A 21,449-nucleotide genomic window follows, 5' to 3' on the forward strand; every position below is an offset into this window, starting at 1 on the left:
CTCCGTTTGGGTTTCGGAGTGAACCGCCGGCGCGAGCGCTCGTTCCGCTCGGCGCCGATTTCGCGTCCGACCCGTCAGCCGGTGCGCGAGCGCTCGTCCTTCGCCGCGAGAAGCGCCTCGATGAAGGCGGCGAGACCGTCGGCCTCGTTGCTCGTCGTGACGTGATCGGCTTCGGCCTTCACCTCGTCGGGCGCCTGGCCCATGGCGACGGCGAGGCCGGCGACGCGGAACATCGACAGGTCGTTCGGCATGTCGCCGGCGACCGCGACCGCCGCCAGAGGGATGCCGAAGGCCTTGGCGAGTTCAGTCACGCCATGACCCTTGTCGGTCTTCGGCGCGGTGACGTCGAGATAATAGGTCTGCGACTTCGCGATCGTCGCGGAGGCGGAGAACCGCGCCTTCACGGCCCTCTCCGCCTCGGCGAGGCGGGCGGGATCGTCGCAGACGGCCTGGAGCTTGTCGGCGCGGCCCAGCCAGGGCGTGAGATCCTCGGCGACGACCGGCTCCTGCCGGGCGGCGACGATCTCCTGCTCGACATGGGGCATCGCTCGCGTCCGCGTCATCCAGCGCCCGTCCGCGAAGATCCAGTACGGCAGGTCCAGGCCATCGAAACAAGACGCGACGCCGCGCGCCGTTTCCTGCCCCAGATGATGCGCCTCGACGATCGTCCCGTCCGGTTCGAAGACCGTCGCGCCGTTGAAGGCGCCGACCGGCGTCGCGAGGCCGAGATCGGCGATATGGCCGCCCAGGCCGCTCGGCGGCCGCGCGCTGATCAGGGTGAAGCCGATCCCGGCCGCGCCGAGGCGCTTCACCGCCTCGATCGTCTTGGGGCTCAGCGACTTGTCGTCCCGCACCAGCGTGCCGTCGACATCGGAGATCACCAGCTCGATGTCGGCGAGCGCCGTCGCCTCCCCGCTCATCCGATCGCGTGCCATTCGCGGCCGTCGTCGCGGATCAGCCGATCGGCGCCGGCCGGTCCGGCCGAGCCGGCCGGGTAGGTCTCGACCCCGCCGCCGCTCGCCCAGTGGTCGAGAAAGGGCTGCACCGCCGCCCAGCCGCTCTCGATCATGTCGGCGCGCTGGAACAGGGTCTGGTCGCCGATCAGCATGTCGTAGAGCAGGGTCTCGTAGCCCGTCGAACGGCCGACCTTGAAATGATCGGCATAGGAGAAGTCGAGATCGACCGGCACGATGGCGATGCGCGGTCCGGGCTTCTTGGCGGAGAGCTGCATGCTGACGCCCTCGTTCGGCTGGATCTGCATGGTCATCGTGTTCGGCGGCAGGCGCACCGCGTCGGTCTCCTGGAACATCGCATAGGGCGCCGGCTTGAAGGCGACGACGATCTCCGTGTCGCGGGCCGTCAGCCGCTTGCCGGTGCGCAGATAGAAGGGCACGCCGGCCCAACGCCAATTGTCGACGAAGAGCTTCATCGCGACATAGGTCTCGGTCGAGCCGTCCGGCGCGACATTCGGCTCGTCGCGATAGGCCGCGACCTCCGTCTCGCCGATGCGCCCCGCATCGTAGCGGCCGCGCGCCGAGACCTTGTCGACCTCCTCCGCCTTCACGCGGCGGATGGCCTCGACGACCTTGGCCTTCTCGGTGCGCACCGCCTCGGCGTCGAAGGAATTGGGCGGCTCCATGCCGATGGCGGCGAGGAGCTGGAAGAGATGGTTCGGCACCATGTCGCGCATGGCGCCCGTCGCGTCGTAATATTTCCCGCGCTTCTCGACCCCGACGATCTCCGCCGCCGTGATCTGCACATGGTCGACATAGCGATGGTTCCAGACCGCTTCGAGCAGGTTGTTGGCGAAGCGGGTCGTCATGATGTTCTGGACCGTTTCCTTGCCGAGGAAGTGGTCGATCCGGTAGATCTGCGTCTCGTCCAGCACCGCGAGGAGCCGGACGTTCAGCGCCCTCGCGGAGGCCAGATCATGGCCGAAGGGCTTCTCGACGAGAAGGCGGCGGAAGGCGTCCTCCCGCTCCTCCAGAAGGCCGGCCGCCGCCAGCCGCTCGGCGATCTCGCCGAAGAAGTTCGGCGCGACGGCGAGATAGAAGCCGGCATTGCCGAAGCCGATCTCCTCAAGCTTCGCGCCCACCGCCTCGTAGGTGGCGCCGTCGAGGAAATCGCCCTTCAGATAATGGATATGCGGCTTCAGCCGCTCGAAGGCGTCGCCGCAATCGGTGCAGAACTCGGCGAGATGCGCCCGCAGCGTCTCGTCGTCTCCCTCCTCGAAGGAAATGCCGAGAATGGCGAAGCGGTCGTCGCGCACGAGCCTGTCGCGGACGAGATTGGCCAGCGCCGGCACGAGCAGCCGGCGCGTCAGGTCGCCCGTCGCCCCGAAGATGACGAGCGTTGCCGGCGGCGCCGCGCCGTCCTCCGAGACCGCGTACATTACTGGGGGATTTCCACATGGCCGCCGAAGCCGAAGCGCATGGCGGAGAGGAGCTTGTCGGCATAGGAATGCTCCTCGCGCGAACGGTAGCGCGCATAGAGCGCCGCCGAGAGCACGTTGACCGGCACCGCCTCCTCCATCGCCGCATGGATGGTCCAGCGCCCCTCGCCGGAATCGGCGACATGGCCGGAGAACTTCTCCAGTTCCTGGTCGCTCACCAGCGCCTCGGCGGTAAGATCGAGCAGCCAGGAGGAGATGACGCTGCCGCGCCGCCAGACCTCGGCGATGTCGGTGAGGTTGAGGTCGTAGCGCTCGTCCTCCTTGAGGAGGGTCGAGTTCTTCGTCTTCAGGACGTCGAATCCTTCGGCATAGGCCTGCATCAGCCCGTATTCGATGCCGTTATGCACCATCTTGACGAAATGCCCGGACCCGGCGGGCCCGGCATGGATATAGCCGCGTTCGGCGCGATCGTCGGTGGCGGAGCGGCCGCGCGTGCGCTCGATCGTGCCACGGCCCGGCGCAAGGCAGTCGAAGATCGGATCGAGATTGCGGACCGTCTCCGTCTCGCCGCCGATCATCATGCAATAGCCACGCTCCAGGCCCCAGACGCCGCCGCTCGTGCCGACATCGACATAGTGGAGCTGCCGGCCGGCGAGTTCCTTGGCGCGGCGGATGTCGTCCTTGTAGAAGGTGTTGCCGCCGTCGATGATCACGTCGCCGGGCTGGGCGATTTCGGCGAGGCGGGTGATCGTCTCTTCCGTCGGGTCGCCCGCCGGCAGCATCACCCAGAAGACGCGCGGCCCGGCGAGGACGCCGGCCATGTCCTCCAGCGAGGAGGCGCCCGTCATGCCTTCGCCGGCAAGCTTCTGGACCGTGTCCGCCGAGCGGTCGAAGACCACGCAGTCATGGCCGCCGCGGGTGAGCCGGCGCGCGATATTGGCGCCCATTCGTCCGAGCCCGATGATACCGATCTGCATGGGAATGAGGTCCTTTGCCGAGAAGCGAGGAGGTCAGGCCGGCGCGCGTTCCATGCCGCGCCGGCGGATGAGGCGGGACAGCCTTCGGATCAGGCGTCGCGGGCGGAGCTGCGCCGGGCGATCTGGTCCTTGGCGAGCTTCACCACATTGTCGGTCGTGAAGCCGAACTTCGCCTGGAGCTTGGCGATGGGCGCGGAGGCGCCGAAGGTGGTCATCACCACCATCGCGCCCTTGGCGCCGACATAGCGATCCCAGCCGAGCGAGCCGGCCTGCTCGACGCCGACACGGGCCATGACGTCCGGCGGCAGCACGCGGTCGCGATAGGCCTCATCCTGTTTCTCGAAGAGATGCCAGGAGGGCATCGAGACGACGCGGGAGCGGATGCCCTCGGCCCTCAGCCTTTCATGCGCCTCGACGCAGAGCGAGACTTCCGAACCGGTGCCGATGAGGATCACCTCGGGCACCTCGCCCTCGTCGCCCGCCAGGATATAGGCGCCCTTCTCCAGCCCGGCGGCGGAGGCGTATTTCGCGCGGTCGAGCGTCGGCAGCGGCTGGCGCGACAGGATCAGCGCGGTCGGCTCGTGCGTCTGGCGCATCGCCACCTTCCAGGCCTCGGCCGTCTCGTTGGCGTCGCAGGGGCGGATGGCGTTGAGGCCGGGAATGGCCCGCAGACTCGCCAGCTGCTCGATCGGCTGATGCGTCGGCCCGTCCTCCCCGACGCCGATCGAATCATGCGTGAAGACGAAGACGACCGGGATCTCCATGATCGCGGCGAGCCGGATCGGCGGGCGCATATAGTCGGAAAAGACCAGGAAGGTCGCGGTGTAGGAGCGCAGATAGGAGAGCGCCATGCCGTTGGCGATCGACCCCATCGCATGTTCGCGAATGCCGAAATGGAGGTTGCGCCCCTCGTAGCTGCCGGCCTCGAAGGAGCCGGCGCCGTCGAAGGTCAAGAGCGTCTTGGTGGAGGGCGCGAGATCGGCCGAGCCGCCGATCAGATAGGGCACCTTCGCGGCGATGGCGTTCAGCACCTTGCCGCCGGCATCGCGCGTCGCGACGCCCTTCGCATCCGCCTCGAAGCTCGGGATGTCGGCATCCCAGCCCTCCGGCAATTCGCCCTTGCGCATGCGCTCGATCTCGGCCGCCTCGCGCGGATAGGCCTCGGCATAGGCGGCGAAGGTCTTCTCCCAGGCCTCGCGCTTCTCCCGGCCCCGGCCCGCCACCGCGTCCCGGAAGCGCTCGGCGACGCCGTCCGGCACGAAGAAATCCTTGGACTCGTCCCAGCCATAGGCGCGCTTGGCGCCCTTCACGTCCTCGGCGTCGAAGGCCTCGCCATGCGCCTTGGCCGTGCCCTGCTGCTTCTGGAGGCCAAAGCCGATGACGCTGTCGATGACGATCAGCACCGGCCGGTCCTCGGTGCGGCGGAATTCCTCGATCGCGTGGCGGATCAGCGCCGTATCGTTGAAGTTCGAGACATGGATCGTGTGCCAGCCATAGCCCCGGAAACGCTCGATGACGTTCTCGGAAAAGGCGAGATCCGTATAGCCCTCGATCGAGACGCGGTTGTTGTCGTAGACCCAGCAAAGATTGGACAGCTTCAGATGGCCGGCCATCGAGGCAGCCTCGGCCGAGACGCCCTCCATCAGGTCGCCGTCGCCGCAGAAGACATAGACGTCGTGATCGAAGACCACATGGTCCGGCCGGTTGTAATGGGCGGCGAGATAGCGCTCGGCCAGCGCCATGCCGACCGAATTGGCGCAGCCCTGGCCGAGCGGGCCGGTGGTCGTCTCGACGCCGGTGGTCATGCGATATTCGGGATGGCCGGGCGTCTTGGAATCGAGCTGGCGGAACTGCCGGATGTCGTCCAGCGACACGGCGGGCTTCCCGGTCGGCCGGCCCTCGGCGTCGATCTCCTTCACACCGGCGAGATGCAGCACCGAATAGAGCAGCATCGAGCCATGGCCGACCGAGAGGACGAAGCGGTCGCGGTTCGGCCAGTCCGGCTTGTCAGGATCGTAGCGCAGGAACTGGGTCCAGAGCGTGTAGGCGGCGGGGGCGAGGCCGAGCGGCGCGCCGACATGGCCGGAATGGGCTTTCAGCACGGCGTCGAGGGTCAGGGTGCGGATCGTGTCGATCGCCAGCTGCTCGTTGGTGCCGTCCGTGGGCTCGTGCGACACGTCCTTGGGAAGAGCGCTCATCGGCCGAAACCCTCCTGATGGTTAAGCTCGTCCTGCCACATAGGCGGTGACAGGCGCATGGCGATGGTGCGGCGCGCGGCTTTTCGTCAGACCGGAAATGCCAGCGCATGCCCTTGCGGGCTTTCCAGCACCTCGAAGGCCTGGCCGTAGATCGCCTCCAGTCGCTCGGCCCGAAGGATCGCGCGCGGCTCCCCTTCCGCGACGAGCCGCCCGTCGCGCAGCGCCACGAGATGGTCGCAGAAGCGCGCCGCGAGATTGATATCGTGAAGAACCACGACGATGCCGATGCCGCGCTGCCGGCAGAGCGCGGCGAGCAGCGCCAGAACCTCGACCTGATGGGCGACGTCGAGCGCCGAGATCGGCTCGTCGAGAAGAAGGCAATCGGCCCCTTGCGCAATCAGCATGGCGATGAAGGCGCGCTGGCGCTCGCCGCCGGACAGGCTCTCGACGTCGCGGGCCGCGTAGGATTCCAGCCCGGTGACGCGGATCGCCTCGGCGATCGCGGCGCGGTCGGCCTCGCTCCTGCGGCCGAGCGCGCCGTGCCAGGGATAGCGGCCGAGCGCGACCAGCTCCTCCACCCGCATGCCCGGCACCGGCGGGCAGGTCTGTGGCAGGAAGGCGACCTTGCGCGCAAAGGCGCGGGCGGCGAAGCCGGCGAGCTCGGCGCCGGCATGGCGGATCGCCCCCGCGCTCGGCGCGTCCTGCCGGGCGAGCAGCTTCAGCAGCGTCGACTTGCCGGAACCGTTGCGGCCGATGAGGCCGGTCATCCGCCCCGCCGGAAAGGCGAGGTCGAGCGGGCCGACGAGACGGCGCCCGTCCACCGTGAAGCTCGCGCCGGCCACCTCGAAGAGCGGGGCCGTCGGCGTGTCGGGAGCGGGGCGGAAGGGCATGTTCATGCGGCGGACCGGCGGGACAGGAGGAGAAGCAGGAAGGGCGCGCCGACCAGGGCGGCGACGATGCCGGTCGGCAATTGCCATGGAAACACCGCCGAGCGCGCGGCGACATCGGCGAAGGCGGCCAGCATCGCGCCGATCAGCGCCGCGCCGCAGAGAAAGGGCAGCGGACGGTGGAGGCCGAGCATCCGCGCCGCATGCGGGGCCATCAGCCCGAGGAAGCTCAGGGGCCCGAGGATCGGCGTCGCGGCGGCCGTCAGCGCGGCGGCGGCGAGGAGCAGCAGGAAACGGGCCGGCGTCAGCGGCACGCCGAGCGCCCGGGCCAGACTGTCGCCGACCGGCAGGATGCCGATCCAGCGGCGCAGCAGCAGCGCCGCGAGGCCGAGGCAGAGACAGGCGAGAAGCACCGGCAGCGTGCCGTCCCAGCCGATGCCGCCCGGCGCGCCCGCCATCCAGGCGAGAAGCTGCACGGCGCGGGGATCGCCCGTGGCGGACAAGGCGCCGACCAGCGCATCCAGCAGGGCGTTGAGCGCGATGCCGGTGAGGACGACGCGCTCCGGCCGGAAGCCCGAGCGATGCGACAGGACGAGGATCGCGGCGAGAACCGCGAAGGCGCCGGCGACGGCCGCCGCGCTCTGGGCGACCGGCCCGAGCGTCGCGGTGAAGAACAGCGCGAGCGCCACCGCGATCGTCGCTCCCGCGCCGACGCCGAGCACTTCCGGCCCGGCCAGGGCGTTGCCGGTGAGCCGTTGCAGGATGGCGCCGGCCAGCGCCAGCATGGTACCGGCACCGATCGTCGCCAGGAGTCGCGGCCCCCGCCAGGGCAGGACGGTCGCGAGATCCGACGAGGACGAGAGGACCGTCCAGCCGCCCTCGACGTCGCGTCCGACGAGGACCGACAGGCCCGCCGCCGCGACGAGCGCCAGCGCCCCGAGGACGAGCGCCCTGCCCCGCAGCTCGAAACGCTCATGGCGAACCCGCGCCGCGGCCGGCGGCGGCATGGCGGTCTTGAGGCGCGGCAGAAGCAGGAGGAGCAGCGGCGTGCCGAGAATGGCGGTGACGGCGCCCGTCGGCAGGAAGTCGGCATTCTCGCCGATCGCCGCCTGAAGCAGCGCGTCGGTGGCAAAGAGGAGGAGCGCGCCGAACAGAGCCGAGGCGAGAAGGCGCGGACCGAAGCGGCGCGCCCCGGCGAGCCGCGCGAGCAGCGGCGCGACGAGACCGACGAAGCCGATGACGCCGACCGTCGAGGTGACGAAGGCCGCCATGGCGAGGCCGAGCGCGACGGCGCCGACGCGCAGCCCGACGACATTCATGCCGAGCGCCTTAGCACTCGTCTCGCCGAGATCGAGGAGTGACAGCGGCCGCACGAGAAGCGCGGCGAGGAGCGCCAGTGGCAGGAGGCGGAAGACGAGGCCGAGCACCGGGTCCCAGCCCTGCTGCGCCAGGGAGCCGGCACCCCAGATGAAGAGGCTGGCGAGATAGCGGTCGTTGAGCAGCGTCAGGATCGCCGCCAGCGCGCCGCAATAGAGGCTGACGACGAGGCCGGAGAGGACGAGCGGCACCGGCGCGAAATCCTGGCGGCGCGTCAGGAGAAAGACGAGGCCCGCCGCGACGGCGCTACCGCCGAGCGCCACGAGATCGCGGCCGAAGCCGAGAAGCGACGGCACGAAGAGCGTCGCGGCGACGAGCGCCAGCCGCGCCCCGGCATCGAAGCCGAGCGTCGTCGGCGAGGCGAGCGGATTGCGCAGCACCTGCTGGAGCAGCGCACCGGACGCGCCGAGCCCGAGACCGCAGACGAGGCCGATCGCGAGACGCGGCAGCCGCGCATAGACGAGGAGCATGCGCTCCGGGTCGTAGCCCTCCCCCCGCGCGGCGAAGGCCTTCAGGATCGACGGCCCGAGATCGCGCAGCGTCGCGGCCAGCGCCAGGGCGAAGAGGAGCGCGACGAGCGCGACCGGCAGGCGCTGTCCGACGAGGCTCCTCATGCGGCACGGCCTTCGAGCGTCGCGAGGAGAAGGCGGGCGAAGCGCAGGCCGGAGGCGACGCCGCCGAACATCAGCGAGGCCGGCATGGTCGCGACCCGCCCTGCCTTCACGAAGGGCAGTTCGGTCCAGAGCGGCGTCCGCGCCAGCGCCGGCATCACGTCGGGCGGCACCGGATCGATGATGACGACCCGCGCCTCGCCGAGGCTCGCCAGCGTCTCGACGCCGATCGTCGCGAAGCCCCAGTAGAGCGTCTCGCCGCGAAAGGCGTTGGCGAGGCCGATCCGGTCGAGGACGCCCTGATACAGCCCCTGCCCGCCATAGACGCGCACATGCCGGGGATCGAGAAAGCTGATCGCGAGGACGGGAAGCCGATCGGGCAGCGCGCGGACGCGCTCGGCAAGGTTCGCGAATTCACGATCCGCCGCCGCGAGAAAGGCTTCGGCCGCCGCCTGCCGGTCCAGCGCCGCGCCGAGCGTGCGGACGGCCTCGACCGCGCACGGCAGGATTTTGGCGCCGTCCTCGTAGATCGAGACGCGCAGCGTCGGCCCGATCCTCTGGAGCACCGGCAGGATCGGATCGAGATAGGGCGTCGTCAGGATGAAATCGGGCGCGAGCTTGGCGAGGAGCTCGAAATTCGCCGTCTGCGAATCGCCGACATCCACCGTGCCGGGCGGCAGCGCCGGCTCGACCACCCATTTCGGCCAGTCGGTCGCCCCAGCGACGGCGAAGGGCGGCGCGCCGAGCATGAAGGCGGTTTCGGCGAGCGCGTAATCCATGGAGACGAGGCGGGCGGGCGTCGCGGCACCGGCCGGATGCGGCACGGCCAGCGCGGCGAAGCCGGCTAGAACGTCCCGGCGGGAAAGGGCAAGGGGCAAGCCGAACCTCGGCGTCGATGCGTTATTTGTTTACTCTCATAGTCATGTTTTTGGAAGCGTCAACGCGGCCCGGCCCCTCGCCTTCCGCCACATTGCGATGGGAAGGGAAGGCATCGACATGGAGAATCACGATGCCGAAACGCCTTCTTCCGCTTGCCGCCCTCCTCTTCGTCACGGCCGTGCCGGCCTTTGCGCAGGAGGCCGGCGCGCCCGCGCCGCGCCGCGAGGTGACGGTTTCGGGCAGCGGCGAGGCCCATGGCGCGCCGGATCGCGCCACCGTCACCTTCGCCGTGCAGCGCAGCGGCAAGACGGCGCGCGAAGCGCTCGACGCGGCGAATCAGGCGATGACCGAGGTCGTCGCCGGCATGAAGGCGCTCGTCATCGAAAGCCGCGATCTCCAGACGTCCGGCTTCGCGATCACGCCGCAATATCGCTACGACAATGACGGCAACGGCAACAGCAAGCCGCCGGAACTCGTCGGCTACGAGGTGCGCAACGGCCTGACCTTGCGGCTGCGCGATGTCGGCAAGGTGGGCGAGGTGCTCGACCGCGCGGTGACGCTCGGCGTCAATTCGGGCGGCGACGTCGCCTTCGAGGTCGCCGACCCGGCGCAGCTGCGCCTCGCGGCGCGGCAGGACGCGGTGCGGGACGCGGCGGCGAATGCCAAGGCGCTGGCCGAGGCGGCCGGCGCGACGCTCGGCGAGGTGCTGCGGATCGAGGCCTTCGACGGCGGCCCGATGCCGCCGGCGCCGATGCCGATGCTGCGCATGGCGGCGGACGCGGCGGCGTCGAAGGCCGCCGTGCCGGTCGAGGCCGGCGAATCGACGGTCCATGCCGATGTGCGCGTAACCTACGCCCTCTCCGGGCGCTGAAACGACGGCGGCCCGGCGCCTGAGGCGCCGGGCCGTTCGAACCTTGAGCCGTCCGCCTCAGCGGCGGACGGAGAGCACCGGACAGCCGCGGTCGTTGGCGAAGCGCACGGTCTCGACGCGGCCGCGCCGCAACCCGTCGACCGTCACGGAACGCGGCGTCTCGCGCACGATGCGCGGCCGGTTGAGGCCGAGATCATAGGCCTTGCGCAAGGCGAGGCGCGGGCCGCAGACGCCGCCCCGGCGCCAGTCGTCGCGGCGGTCGTCCCGCCGATCGTCCCGCCGGTCGTCATGGCGCCCGTCGCGCCAGTCGCGATACTGGACCGGCATGCCGCGATAGCCGTCGTCGACGATCACCCGGATGTCCGACGCGGAGGCCGATGCGGTGCCGAGGCCGACGAGACCGGCCCCGAGGGTGACGGCGACGAGAGCGCCACGCACGAGATTGTTGAACATGGATGTCCTCCTGCTCTGCCGCCGGTCGCCGCGACGGGCGCCGGCTCGGATGGTCGAGCTATGGCAGGGCCTGGCTGAATGAAGCCGGAAGAGGGCGTTCATCGCCCGTTCAGCTAATGATTTCGGAGCTTTGCGACCTTCCGCTAGGGCAGGGCTTCATGGCATTCTCTTCTCGTCGTGGAACCGGGGGGATGCCATGCCATCTGCACTCGCGCGCCTCACCGGCGCCGGCTGGTTCGCCGTTCTGGCGCGGATCGTCCTCACCTTCGCCTTCTGGGGCAGCGGCCTGTCGAAGCTTCTCGACTTCCCGGGTGGCGTGGCCGAGATGGCGGCCTATGGGTTGCAGCCGGCGGTTCTCTTCAACATCGCCTGCATCGTGACGCTGCTCGGCGGTTCGGCCCTGGTGATCCTCGACCGCGCCGCCTGGCTCGGCCTCGGCGCGCTCGCCGTCTTCACCGTGCTGACGCTGCCGATCGTGCATCACTTCTGGAGCATGACCGGCGAGGAGGCCATGATCCATTTCTTCTTCGCCACCGAACATGTCTCGCTGATCGGCGGATTGATGGTCGCGGCCATCCTGTCGCGCGGCCGTCAGCGCGCCGGAAGCGCGCCCTCCGTCTCGGGCCTCGCACCGGCGGAGTGACGCGCCTTCAGGCGTCGATCACGGCGCCGTCGAGCTGGAGGTCGTGCAGCCGGCGATAAAGGCCGGAGGACCGGCCAACGAGTTCGGCATGCGAGCCTTCCTCGACGATCCGCCCCTCCTCCACGACGAAGATGCGGTCCGCCGCGCGGATCGTCGCGAGGCGATGGGCGATGACCAGAACCGTGCGGCCGTGCGACAGTTCGGCGAGCGAGGCCTGGATCGCCCGCTCCGTTTCCGTGTCGAGCGCCGAGGTCGCCTCGTCCAGGATGAGGATCGGCGGGTTCTTCAGGAAGATGCGGGCGATGGCGAGGCGCTGCTTCTGGCCGCCGGAGAGTTTCACGCCGCGCTCGCCGACCATCGTGTCGAGCCCTTCCGGCAGGGTGTCGATCAGTTCGCCGAGCCGGGCCTTCGCCGCCGCCGCCATGATCTCGGCATCCGAAGCGCCGAGCCGGCCATAGGCGATGTTCTCGCGGATCGAGCCGGCGAAGAGGAACACGTCCTGCTGCACGATGCCGATATTGGCGCGCAGCGAGCGCAGCGTCATGTCGCGGATGTCATGGCCGTCGATCAGGATGCGGCCGCGTCCGACATCGTAGAAGCGCGGCAGCAACGACAGGAGCGTGCTCTTGCCCGCCCCCGACGGGCCGACGAAGGCCGCGAGCTCGCCGGCGCGGATGGAAAGGTCGACGCCCTTCAGGATCTCGCGCCCGGCGCCGTAGCCGAAGGCGACGCCCTCGTAGCGGATGTCGCCCGCGAGGCGCTCGACGGCCCGCGCCCCCGGCCGGTCGGCGACGTCCGGCCGCTCGTCCAGGAAGTCGAGATAGCGCTGGAAGCCGGCGATCCCCTTCGGATAGGTCTCGATCACCGAATTGATCTTCTCGATCGGCCGCAGGAACACGGTGACGAGGAGAAGAAAGCCGACGAAACCGCCGGCGGTGAGGCTGCCGACCGTCACGAACCAGGCGCCCGCCAGCATGATCACCACCTGCACGAAGCGCATCGACAGATAGGTGAGCGAGGTGGAGGCCGCCATGAAGCGATAGGCTTCGAGCTTCGTCGCCCGGTAGCGGCTGTTGTCATGGGCGAAGAGCCGCTTCTCGTGCTCCTCGTTGGCGAAGGCCTGGACGACGCGGATACCACCGACATTCGCCTCGATCCGCGTGTTGAAATCGGCGACGCGGCCATAGAGGGCGCGCCAGGTCTGCGTCATCCGCTGCCCGTAATGGGTGGTGAGAAAGGCGGTCAGCGGCACGATGACCAGCGCGATCAGCGCCAGCGGCGGATGGACCCAGAGCATCAGGAGAAAGGCGCCGATCAGCGTCATCACCGCGATGAACAGATCCTCCGGCCCGTGATGGGCGACCTCGCCGATCTCCTCCAGATCCTTGGTCAGCCGCGCCACGAGGCGGCCGGTCTTCTCGTTGTCGAAGAAGCGGAAGGACAGGGTCTGGAGATGGTCGAAGGCGCGGCGCCGCATCTCGGTCTCGATATTGATGCCGAGCATATGGCCCCAATAGGTGACGACGACCTGGAAGGCGGCGTTCAGGAGATAGATGAGGAGGAGACCCGCCGCGCCGACCGCGATGAGCCCGAATTGCTGCGTCGGCAGCAGACGATCGATGAACAGCGACACCGCCACCGGAAAGGCGAGTTCCAGAAGGCCCGACACCACCGCCGAGGAGAAGTCGATCAGGAACAGGCGCTTGTGCGGACGGTAATAGACGAAGAATCGCCGGAGGAGGCCGTTCATCGACGGGTCCTTTCGATGCGCCGCGAAGTCGTTGAGAGGCTCCGCATAGCAGAGCCTCGCGGCATTGGAAGCCGAATTGTCGAGGACGAAGGGCAACAAAAAAGGCGGCCCGAGGGCCGCCTTCGTGTCTGCCGGGCCTTGCCCGTTCAGCTGTCGAGGAAGGAGCGCAGCTTGCGCGACCGGCTCGGATGCTTCAGCTTGCGCAGCGCCTTCGCCTCGATCTGGCGGATGCGCTCGCGCGTCACCGAGAACTGCTGGCCGACCTCCTCCAGCGTGTGGTCGGTGTTCATGCCGATGCCGAAGCGCATGCGCAGCACGCGCTCCTCGCGGGGCGTCAGCGAGGCGAGGACGCGGGTCGTCGTCTCGCGCAGATTGGCCTGGATCGCCGCGTCGATCGGCAGGATGGCGTTCTTGTCCTCGATGAAGTCGCCGAGATGCGAATCCTCCTCGTCGCCGACCGGCGTTTCGAGCGAGATCGGCTCCTTGGCGATCTTCAAGACCTTGCGCACCTTCTCCAGCGGCATGGCCAGCTTCTCGGCCAGTTCCTCCGGGGTCGGCTCGCGGCCGATCTCATGCAGCATCTGGCGCGAGGTGCGCACGATCTTGTTGATCGTCTCGATCATATGCACCGGAATGCGGATGGTGCGCGCCTGATCGGCGATCGAACGGGTGATCGCCTGCCGGATCCACCAGGTCGCATAGGTCGAGAACTTGTAGCCGCGGCGATATTCGAACTTATCGACCGCCTTCATCAGGCCGATATTGCCCTCCTGGATGAGGTCCAGGAACTGCAGACCGCGATTGGTGTATTTCTTGGCGATCGAGATCACGAGGCGCAGATTGGCCTCGACCATCTCCTTCTTCGCCTGCCGCGCCTCGCGCTCGCCCTTCTGCACCATATGGACGATGCGGCGGAATTCGGTGATCTCGAGGCCGGTCTCGGTCGCGAGATTCTGGATCTCCTGGCGTAGGTTGCGGATCGGGTCCTTCTCGTTCGCCGCGAACTTCGCCCAGCCCTTGCCGGAGAGATTGGCGATCGAGCGCGTCCAGTTCGGATCGAGTTCCGAGCCCTGATAGCTCTTCAGGAATTCCTCGCGCTTCACGCCATGGCTTTCGGCGAGACGCAGGAGCTTGCCCTCGTTCGACACGAGCCGCTTGTTGATGTCGTAGAGCTGGGCGACGAGCGAGTCGATGCGGTTCTGGTTGAGCGACAGGCTCTTCACCGCCGTGATCAGCTCTTCCTTCAGCTTCCGGTAGCTGCGCTCCTGGGCGGAGGACAGGGCGCCGGTGGCGGCGAGACGCGCCTCGACCTGCTGGTCCTGGAGCTTGCGCAGCCGCTTGTAGCTGTCGGCGATGAGATCGAAGGTCGCCAGCACCTGCGGGCGGATCTCGGCCTCCATCGCGGCGAGCGACAGGGAATTCTCGAGATCGTCCTCGTCGTCCTCGCCTTCCTCGCCGATCCGCTCGGGCGGCAGGGCCTCGTCGCCCTCGGCCGCCTCGCCCTCAGCCGCCACCTGCGGCGTGCGCGCTTCCGGCCCGGCATAGGTCGCCTCGAGGTCGATGACCTCGCGCAGCATGATGTTGCCCTCGACCAGTTCGTCGCGCCAGATGATGATGGCCTGGAAGGTCAGGGGGCTCTCGCAGAGGCCCGCGATCATCGTCTCGCGGCCGGCCTCGATGCGCTTGGCGATGGCGATCTCGCCCTCGCGCGACAGGAGCTCCACCGAGCCCATCTCGCGCAGATACATGCGCACCGGATCGTCGGTGCGGTCCGAGGCTTCCTTGCGCGTGGTGGTGGCGACGGCGGTGGTGCCGGCCTCGACCAGTTCCGTCGAGGGTTCCTCGGCTTCCTTCTCCTCGCCTTCCTCTTCCTCGCCTTCCTCGACGACGTTGATGCCCATGTCGTTGAGCATGGCCATCGTGTCCTCGATCTGCTCGGAGGTGACCTCCTCCGAGGAAAGGACCGAATTCAGCTCGTCCATGGTGACGAAGCCGCGCTTTTTCGCGGCCTTGATCATCTTCTTGACCGCGTCGTCGGAAAGGTCCAGCAAGGGGCTGTCAGGCGTGTCCTGACGTTCCTCGACCGCTGTTTCGCTTTCCTTGGCCTTCGTCGCCATCTGCGTATCCGTCTCCAAGACCCGCCCCGCCCGCCCCTTGGGGGACGGCACGCGGCGGATATCGCCATTCACCAATAGAAGCGGACTCTTAACGTTCGACTAACCATAGATGGCCGGCCGAATCGATGCTCCGCAAGACGGCCGGCGCAAAAAAGCGCTGAACCGCATCCAACCGTCTCCGGGCGAGACGCCTCGCCTGCCCGCTTCATCTTCGTCGCGGCCCGGCGGCCGGGGATAAGTCTCCCAGGCTCCGCATGCCCGCAATGGCGCACGACCGCGGCCCCATACACCTCAAGACGTTGGAAGGCCAGCGTTTAGTAGGACTTCATCGCACGCCCCGAAAGAATGCCGAATCCATCGATCAGCGCCTCGGTTCCGTGCAGCGTCTCGATTTCGCGTTTGACTTCCACGACATGGAGATACGCGGCCTCGGTCGGATCATGCCCCAGCGCCTCCTCGGCCGTGCGCAGTTCCCTATGTAGGGATCGAGCCCGATGGTGCAAGTGAAGCGCCTGTCGCACCGCCTCGCGCGCGTCCTCGGGCGCGGCGTCGTCGAGGAAGGGCCAGAGTCGCAGCCGCCGCATCGTGCCGCAGCAGTCCTCGTAGACGGGCCGCAGCCCGACGCGGTCGAGATGGGCGACGAGCTCCTCGCGCGAGGCCGGATGATGCTCGGCATAGATGTCGAGCACGGCCGAGCGCAGCCGCGCCAGATCGCCGTCCGGCAGCTCGACGCCGGCGAAATAGTCGAAGCCCTCGTGGAAGAGCTGCGGATGGTTGACGAAGCCGACGACGATGGCGATCTCGCGCGGCGAGGCCGCCGCTTCCGGCCGGCGGATCAGGCTGGAGCGGGCGAGACGATCGGACACCACCTGCCGGCGCGGCGCGCCGCCGCCCGGTGCCCGGCCCCCGCCCCCACCGCCGCCGTTCTGCCAGGGCGGGCGCTCGCCGCGCCGCCGCTCGCCGCCCTGCCAGCCGCCGCGCCGCGCCTCGGTCGGCGGCGGGCCGAAGAAGGCGCGCAGCCGGTCGTCCATGTCCTGGGCGTAATGGCGGCGGACGCTCTCGTCGCGGATCTCGCGCACCAGCCCCTTCACGCGATGCTCGAGTTCCGCCCGGCGCTCGGGCGTGTCGAAGATGCCGCCGGACGTCTCGCGCATCCAGAGGATCTCCGAGAGCGGGCGCGCTCCGGCCAGGACCTCGCGAAAGGCGTCCGGCCCGCCTTCCCGCACGAGATCGTCCGGGTCCTTGCCGCCGGTGAGCAGCGCGACGCGCAGCGAGCGGCCGGGCGCGAGGAGCGGCAAGGCGAGATCGGCCGCGCGGTTCGCCGCCTTCAGCCCCGCCCCGTCGCCGTCGAAGCAGAGCACCGGCTCGGGCGTCGTCTTCCAGAGGAGTTCGAGCTGCCGGTCGGTCATGGCGGTGCCGAGCGGCGCCACCGCATTCTCGAAACCCGCCTGATGCAGCGCGATCGCGTCGACATAGCCCTCGACGACGACGAGCGTGCCGGCCGTCTTCGCGGCGCGCCGGGCCCGCGCCAGATTGAAGAGCGTCGAGCCCTTCAGGAAGACCTCGGTCTCCGGCGAATTCAGATATTTCGCCTGGGCGTCCTTCGCCATGGCGCGGCCGCCGAAGGCGATCACCCGCTCGCGCACGTCCTCGATCGGAAACATGATGCGGTCGCGGAAGCGGTCGTAGGAGACGGCGATGCCCTCGCCATGGACGACGAGGCCCGCCCCCTCGATCTCCGCCTTGCCGATGCCCTTGCCCGCCAGGAATTCCTTCAGCCGCGAGCGCGAGTCCGGCGCGAAGCCGAGGCCGAAGGTCTTCTGCGTCGCGCCGCTGAGGCCGCGATCGCGCAGATAGGCGCGGGCCTTGGCGCCGTCCGGCCCGTGCAGGGTCTCGCGGAAGAAGTCGGAGGCGAGGCGCAGCGCGTCGAGCAGCGTGGCGCGCTGCTCCTCCCGCTCCTCCGCCTTCGGGTCGCGCGCCGGCAGCGACAGGCCGGCCTCGGCCGCCAGCCGCTCCACCGCCTCCGGAAAGCTCATGCCCTCGCATTCGGTGAGAAAGCGGAAATGGTCGCCCGAGACGCCGCAGCCGAAGCAATGGTAGCGGCCCTTGGCATCCTCGCAATGGAAGCTCGGGCTCTTCTCGCCATGGAAGGGGCAGCAGGCCCAATAGTCGCCCCGGCTCGGCTGCGACTTGCGCCGATCCCAGGTCACGCGCCGCCCGATCACCTCCGAGATCGGCACGCGGGCGCGAATTTCGTCGAGGAAGGTCGGGGAGAAGCGCATCGGTCCTTCATGAAAGCGGCGGGCTGAAGGATCAGCCTTTATCACCTTCTTAGTTAAGAACCGGCGCGCTCCCTTTGCAGTCCCCGCTCTTCACATGCCGGGTTCAGAACCGATAGCGCAGCGAGCCGATGACGCTGCGGCCCTCGTCGCGGTAGCAATAGCCGGCCTGGCAGGCATCCTCGCGCTTGTCGAAGAGGTTCTTGGCGTTGACCTGGGCGAAGACGCCATCCAGCTTCGGATTCGCCTTGCCGAAATCGTAGGAGACCATGGCGTCGACCAGGAGGCGGCCGTCATTGTGGAAGGTGTTGACGTCGTCGCCCCAGCTTTCGCCGAGATAGCGCAGTCCGCCGCCGAAGCCGAAACCGGCCGCCGGGCCGCCCTGCACCGTATAGTCGCTCCAGACCGAGATCTGATGGGCGGGGATGCCGGAGGGCACGTTGCCCTCGTTGTCGCCGGCCGTGATCTCCAGGTCGAGATAGGTATAGGCGGCCGTCAGGTTGAGGCCCGCCATCAGGCTCGTCGTCGCCTCCAGCTCGACGCCCTGCGAGCGCACCTCGCCGCGCTGGATCTGGAAGTTCAGGTTGTCCGGGTCCTGCGCCAGCACATTCGTCTGGCGGATGCGGAAGAGCGCGGCGTTGAGGGTGAGGTTGAGGTCGTCCGGCGCGTATTTGATGCCGATCTCCTCCTGCTTGCCGCGCGTCGGCTTGAAGGGCGCGCTGCTGGCGCTGCGGCCGATGGTCGGCGCGAAGGAGGTCGAATAGCTGACATAGGGCGAGATGCCGTTGTCGAAGAGATAGGCGAGGCCGACGCGATAGGAGAAGTTCTCGTCGTCCTGCCGGCCGCTGGCATCCGGGCCGTTGATGAAGTCGAAGCGCTTCGAGGCGAGCCAGTCGTAGCGGCCGCCGAGCGTCAGGACGACGCGGTTGTATTCCGCCTGATCCTGAAGATAGAGGCCGGTCTGGCTCTGCTGGGTCGTGGCGTCGGCGAAGGTTAGCGCCGGCGAATCGATCCGCTGCGCGCCATAGTTCAGCGCCGCGAGATCGAGGTCCGGCGCGACGCCGAGGCCGATCTTGTCGTTGACGTCGACATAGTTGTAGTCGAGCCCGCCGAGCAGCGTGTGCTTCACCGGCCCCGTATCGAACTTCGCCTCGGCCTGGTTGTCGACGGCGAAGGAGGACAGATCGTCGACGATGCGGCCGGTCGAGCGGCTGGCGCGCAGCCCGTCCGGCGACAGGGCATAGATCGACGCATATTTCACGTCGGCGTCGATATGGGCGTAGCGCAGGTTCTGGCGCACCGTCAGGCTCTCGTCGAAGCGGTGCTCGAACTCGTAGCCGATGCGGGCCTGCTTCTGGACGAAATCGCCGAAGGCCAGATCGCCCGATTCGAGGTCGGTGGTGCGGCCGTTCTCGTTGAAATAGGTCGCGTTGCCGCCGGTGGTGATGTTCGAATATTCGCCGAGGACCGTCAGATGCGTGTTGCGGTCGTCCGAGCGCAGCGTCAGCGCCGGGGCGATGAAGGCGCGGTCGTCCGGCACGCTGAGGACATCGGTATCGGCGCTGCGGGCGAGACCCGTGAGGCGGTAGAGCACGTTGTCACTGTCGCCGAGCGGCCCCGAGGCGTCGAACTGGCCCTGATAGCGGTCGTTCGTGCCGAACTGCGTCTCGATCTCGCGGAAGGGCGCGTCGGTCGGCCGCTTGGACACGAGATTGACGATGCCGCCCGGCGAGCCGCCGCCATAGAGCACCGAGCTCGGCCCTTTCAGGATGGTGACGCCTTCGAGGCCGTAGGGCTCGGTCTTGAAGATCGAGAAATTGCCGGTCAGCTCGCGCAGCCCGTCGCGATAGACGCCGTTATAGACGGTGTCGAAGCCGCGAATATAGAAGCTGTCGAAGCGCGGATCGAAGCCGAAGGCACCGACGCGTACGCCCGGCGTATAGGTCAGCGCCTCGGAAAGACTCTGGACGTTGCGGTCCTCCAGCTGTTCGCGCGACACGACGTTGACCGTCTGCGGCACCTTCTTCAGTTCCGTCTCGGTCTTGGTGCCGACCGCCGCCGCCTTGGCCACATAGCCGCGCGTCTCCAGCCCGCCGCCCTCGCCGTCGCCGGGCGTGACCTGCGCACCGCCATTGCCGCCGGCCGGGTTCCGCGCCGCGTCGATCGTCACCGTGTCGAGCTCGATCGCCTGCTGCGCCGTCGCGGTCGAGACGAGAGCGGGCCAGCAAACGCCGAGAAGACCGAGTCGGAAGACGGTGCGGGTGAGCGGACGGGAACGGCGCATGGGATCTGCCTGATGTTTCTTCGCGGCGGGCGGCCGCTTTCCTCCTCTCCAAAACATGAGTATCTGAGTCAATAATTCAGGCGGCACGACCTTGCTCGCGCCATGCGGGCATCTGCGAGAAATGCGAATGGAATGAGAGGCTTACATGACCATCGCCGAGCCGGACCGAATGCCGGAGATGACACGAGACCGGGCAATTGCGGCAGAAAAGCCACAGGATTTGGAAGATTTCCAGGCTGAAATCGCCAGTGCGCGCACGGTCTCGCTGCCCGGCACGATGGCCTATGATCTGGCCGCGCGGCCGAGCGGCGAGACGCGCCGCATCTTCGTCCATGTCCCCGCCGAGACGCCGCCGCCCGAGGGCTGGCCCCTTCTCGTGATGACCGACGGCAATGCGATGATCGCGACGGCGGTGGACGCGCTGCGCGTCCAGGCGAGCTATCCCGGCGGCACGAATGTCGGGCCCGGCGTCATCGCCGCGATCGGCTATCCGGTGGACGCCGCCTATGACCCGCTGCGGCGCTCCTTCGATCTCTCGCCGCCGCCGGGACGGCACTATCCACCCTTCACGCCGGCCGGGCCGCCCGTCCGCACCGGCGGCGCCGACGAGCTGCTGCGCTTCATCGAAGGCGATCTGTTGCCGTTTCTAGAGCGGCTGGTGCCGATCGACGCGGCGCGCCGCACCCTGTTCGGCCATTCCTTCGGCGGGCTCTTCGCCCTCCACGCGCTCTTCTCGGGCGCCGGTCTCTTCTCGCGCTATGTCGCCGCGAGCCCGACGATCTACTGGGAGGATGGCGGGCTCCTCGAGGCCGAGCGCCGCTTCGGCGAGGAGCATGACGGCTCGTCCGTCTTCGTCCATCTCTCCTCGGGCGAATACGAAGGCGAGACGCTGGCGCCCTTCCAATATGGCCGGGACGACACCGAGGCCCGCCTCGCCAAGGCCAAGGAGGCGCAGACGACGCGGCTCGCCCGCGAGATGGCCGGGCGGCTCGGCGCCCTGCCCGGCCTTGCCGGCCGGTTCGAGACCTATCCGGGCGAGACGCATATGACCGTCCTGCCCGTCGCCGTCGCGCGGGCGGTGCGGGTCGCCTTCGGTCTCAGCCTGCCGTGAGCGCGCTCTTCACGAGACCGTTCGCCTTGCCGAAATCCATGCGGCCGGCATGCTTGGTCTTCAGGAAGGCCATGACCGTGCCCATGTCGCTCATCGCCTTGGCGCCGGTGGCCGCCACCGCCTCGGCGACGGCCGCCGCCATTTCGGCCTCGTCCATCTGCGAAGGCAGGAAGGTCTTGATGATCGCGATCTCCTCGCGCTCGGCCTCGGCCAGCTCGGCGCGGTTGTTCTCGGCATAGATCTTCGCCGATTCCTCGCGCTGCTTGATCATCTTGGCGAGAAGCTGGCGCAGCTCGTCGTCGCTCGCCGCCTCCTTGCCGGCGGTGCGGTTGGCGATGTCGCGGTCCTTGATCGCGGCATTCACGAGGCGGAGCGTGCCGACCCGCCGCTTGTCCTGGTCCTTCGTCGCCTGCTTCAGCGCAGTGGCGATCTCGTCGCGCATGGCGATGCCTCCCTTCTCGTCTGCCGGCGGGGGTAGACTTGAGGCGAGGCCCGCGCAAGGCTCTTGCGTTCGCGCCGCCTTGCGGCGATATGCAGGAGGATACGCACAAGGACAGGCGGCAGGCTCGCGGTGGACGACACGGTCCCGCGCGCCGTTTCGCCCGAGCATAGACGAGGTT

At 68.6% G+C, this 21,449-nt stretch carries 15 protein-coding genes and 1 pseudogene; 3 read left to right on the forward strand and 13 right to left on the reverse strand.

The features are described 5' to 3' along the window. Window positions 1–74: 74 nt before the first annotated feature. From IEY14_RS04800 to IEY14_RS04830, 7 genes and pseudogenes are all read right to left on the reverse strand, one after another. On the reverse strand, window positions 75–935 hold the full coding sequence (locus IEY14_RS04800) for a Cof-type HAD-IIB family hydrolase (protein ID WP_210318272.1): 861 nt from the start codon (window positions 933–935) through the stop codon (window positions 75–77). Next, on the reverse strand, window positions 917–2,392 hold the full coding sequence (gene zwf / locus IEY14_RS04805) for a glucose-6-phosphate dehydrogenase (RefSeq protein ID WP_188907030.1): 1,476 nt from the start codon (window positions 2,390–2,392) through the stop codon (window positions 917–919). Before zwf ends, IEY14_RS04800 begins: the two co-directional genes overlap by 19 nt. After that, window positions 2,392–3,381 (reverse strand): annotated as a pseudogene (gene gnd, locus IEY14_RS04810) (phosphogluconate dehydrogenase (NAD(+)-dependent, decarboxylating)); the annotation flags it as partial. The pseudogene gnd and the gene zwf, both read right to left, overlap by 1 nt. 77 nt (window positions 3,382–3,458) lie before the next feature. Next, on the reverse strand, window positions 3,459–5,567 hold the full coding sequence (gene tkt, locus IEY14_RS04815; RefSeq protein ID WP_188907032.1) for a transketolase: 2,109 nt from the start codon (window positions 5,565–5,567) through the stop codon (window positions 3,459–3,461). An 86-nt stretch (window positions 5,568–5,653) separates the two neighbouring features. Further along, window positions 5,654–6,463: an ABC transporter ATP-binding protein gene (locus IEY14_RS04820; protein ID WP_308421998.1), complete on the reverse strand. Its 810-nt coding sequence runs from the start codon at window positions 6,461–6,463 to the stop codon at window positions 5,654–5,656. Continuing rightward, entirely contained in the window at window positions 6,460–8,445 is a 1,986-nt protein-coding gene (gene fhuB / locus IEY14_RS04825) for a Fe(3+)-hydroxamate ABC transporter permease FhuB (protein ID WP_188907033.1), read from the reverse strand. The genes IEY14_RS04820 and fhuB overlap by 4 nt, the downstream gene beginning before the upstream one ends. Beyond that, on the reverse strand, window positions 8,442–9,320 hold the full coding sequence (locus tag IEY14_RS04830) for an ABC transporter substrate-binding protein (RefSeq protein ID WP_188907034.1): 879 nt from the start codon (window positions 9,318–9,320) through the stop codon (window positions 8,442–8,444). The genes fhuB and IEY14_RS04830 overlap by 4 nt, the downstream gene beginning before the upstream one ends. Window positions 9,321–9,451: 131 nt before the next feature. Between IEY14_RS04830 and IEY14_RS04835 the strand changes: the two genes are divergently transcribed. Beyond that, window positions 9,452–10,192 (forward strand): SIMPL domain-containing protein, encoded by a 741-nt coding sequence (locus IEY14_RS04835; protein WP_188907035.1) that lies wholly within the window; start codon window positions 9,452–9,454, stop codon window positions 10,190–10,192. Between the two features lie 57 nt (window positions 10,193–10,249). On the opposite strand, the gene IEY14_RS04840 is transcribed toward IEY14_RS04835, so the two are convergent. Then, window positions 10,250–10,645, reverse strand: coding sequence for a hypothetical protein (locus tag IEY14_RS04840; protein WP_188907036.1), 396 nt, complete (start codon window positions 10,643–10,645; stop codon window positions 10,250–10,252). 196 nt (window positions 10,646–10,841) lie between these two features. Here IEY14_RS04840 and IEY14_RS04845 point away from each other — a divergent pair, with 196 nt between their 5' ends. After that, complete coding sequence (locus tag IEY14_RS04845) at window positions 10,842–11,288, forward strand: DoxX family protein (RefSeq protein ID WP_188907037.1); 447 nt, start codon at window positions 10,842–10,844, stop codon at window positions 11,286–11,288. Window positions 11,289–11,295: 7 nt separating this feature from the next. On the opposite strand, the gene IEY14_RS04850 is transcribed toward IEY14_RS04845, so the two are convergent. From IEY14_RS04850 to IEY14_RS04865, 4 genes are all read right to left on the reverse strand, one after another. After that, the gene (locus IEY14_RS04850) at window positions 11,296–13,038 is read right to left on the reverse strand and encodes an ABC transporter ATP-binding protein (RefSeq protein WP_188907038.1); all 1,743 of its coding nucleotides are present in this window, start codon (window positions 13,036–13,038) and stop codon (window positions 11,296–11,298) included. Between the two features lie 146 nt (window positions 13,039–13,184). Next, window positions 13,185–15,155 (reverse strand): RNA polymerase sigma factor RpoD, encoded by a 1,971-nt coding sequence (rpoD, locus tag IEY14_RS04855; RefSeq protein ID WP_188907039.1) that lies wholly within the window; start codon window positions 15,153–15,155, stop codon window positions 13,185–13,187. 314 nt (window positions 15,156–15,469) lie between these two features. After that, complete coding sequence (gene dnaG, locus IEY14_RS04860) at window positions 15,470–17,437, reverse strand: DNA primase (RefSeq protein ID WP_188907040.1); 1,968 nt, start codon at window positions 17,435–17,437, stop codon at window positions 15,470–15,472. 103 nt (window positions 17,438–17,540) lie between these two features. Continuing rightward, a complete protein-coding gene (locus IEY14_RS04865) occupies window positions 17,541–19,718 on the reverse strand; it encodes a TonB-dependent siderophore receptor (RefSeq protein WP_188907041.1) in 2,178 nt (725 codons plus the stop codon). 277 nt (window positions 19,719–19,995) lie between these two features. On the opposite strand from IEY14_RS04865, the gene IEY14_RS04870 reads away from it, so the two are divergent. After that, on the forward strand, window positions 19,996–20,829 hold the full coding sequence (locus IEY14_RS04870; protein WP_244639345.1) for an alpha/beta hydrolase: 834 nt from the start codon (window positions 19,996–19,998) through the stop codon (window positions 20,827–20,829). Here IEY14_RS04870 and IEY14_RS04875 read toward each other — a convergent pair. Then, on the reverse strand, window positions 20,816–21,271 hold the full coding sequence (locus tag IEY14_RS04875; RefSeq protein ID WP_188907042.1) for a GatB/YqeY domain-containing protein: 456 nt from the start codon (window positions 21,269–21,271) through the stop codon (window positions 20,816–20,818). The genes IEY14_RS04870 and IEY14_RS04875 overlap by 14 nt on opposite strands. Window positions 21,272–21,449: the final 178 nt, after the last annotated feature.

The sequence above is a fragment of the Aureimonas endophytica genome (assembly GCF_014642635.1).
Taxonomy (GTDB): Bacteria; Pseudomonadota; Alphaproteobacteria; order Rhizobiales; family Rhizobiaceae; genus Plantimonas; species Plantimonas endophytica.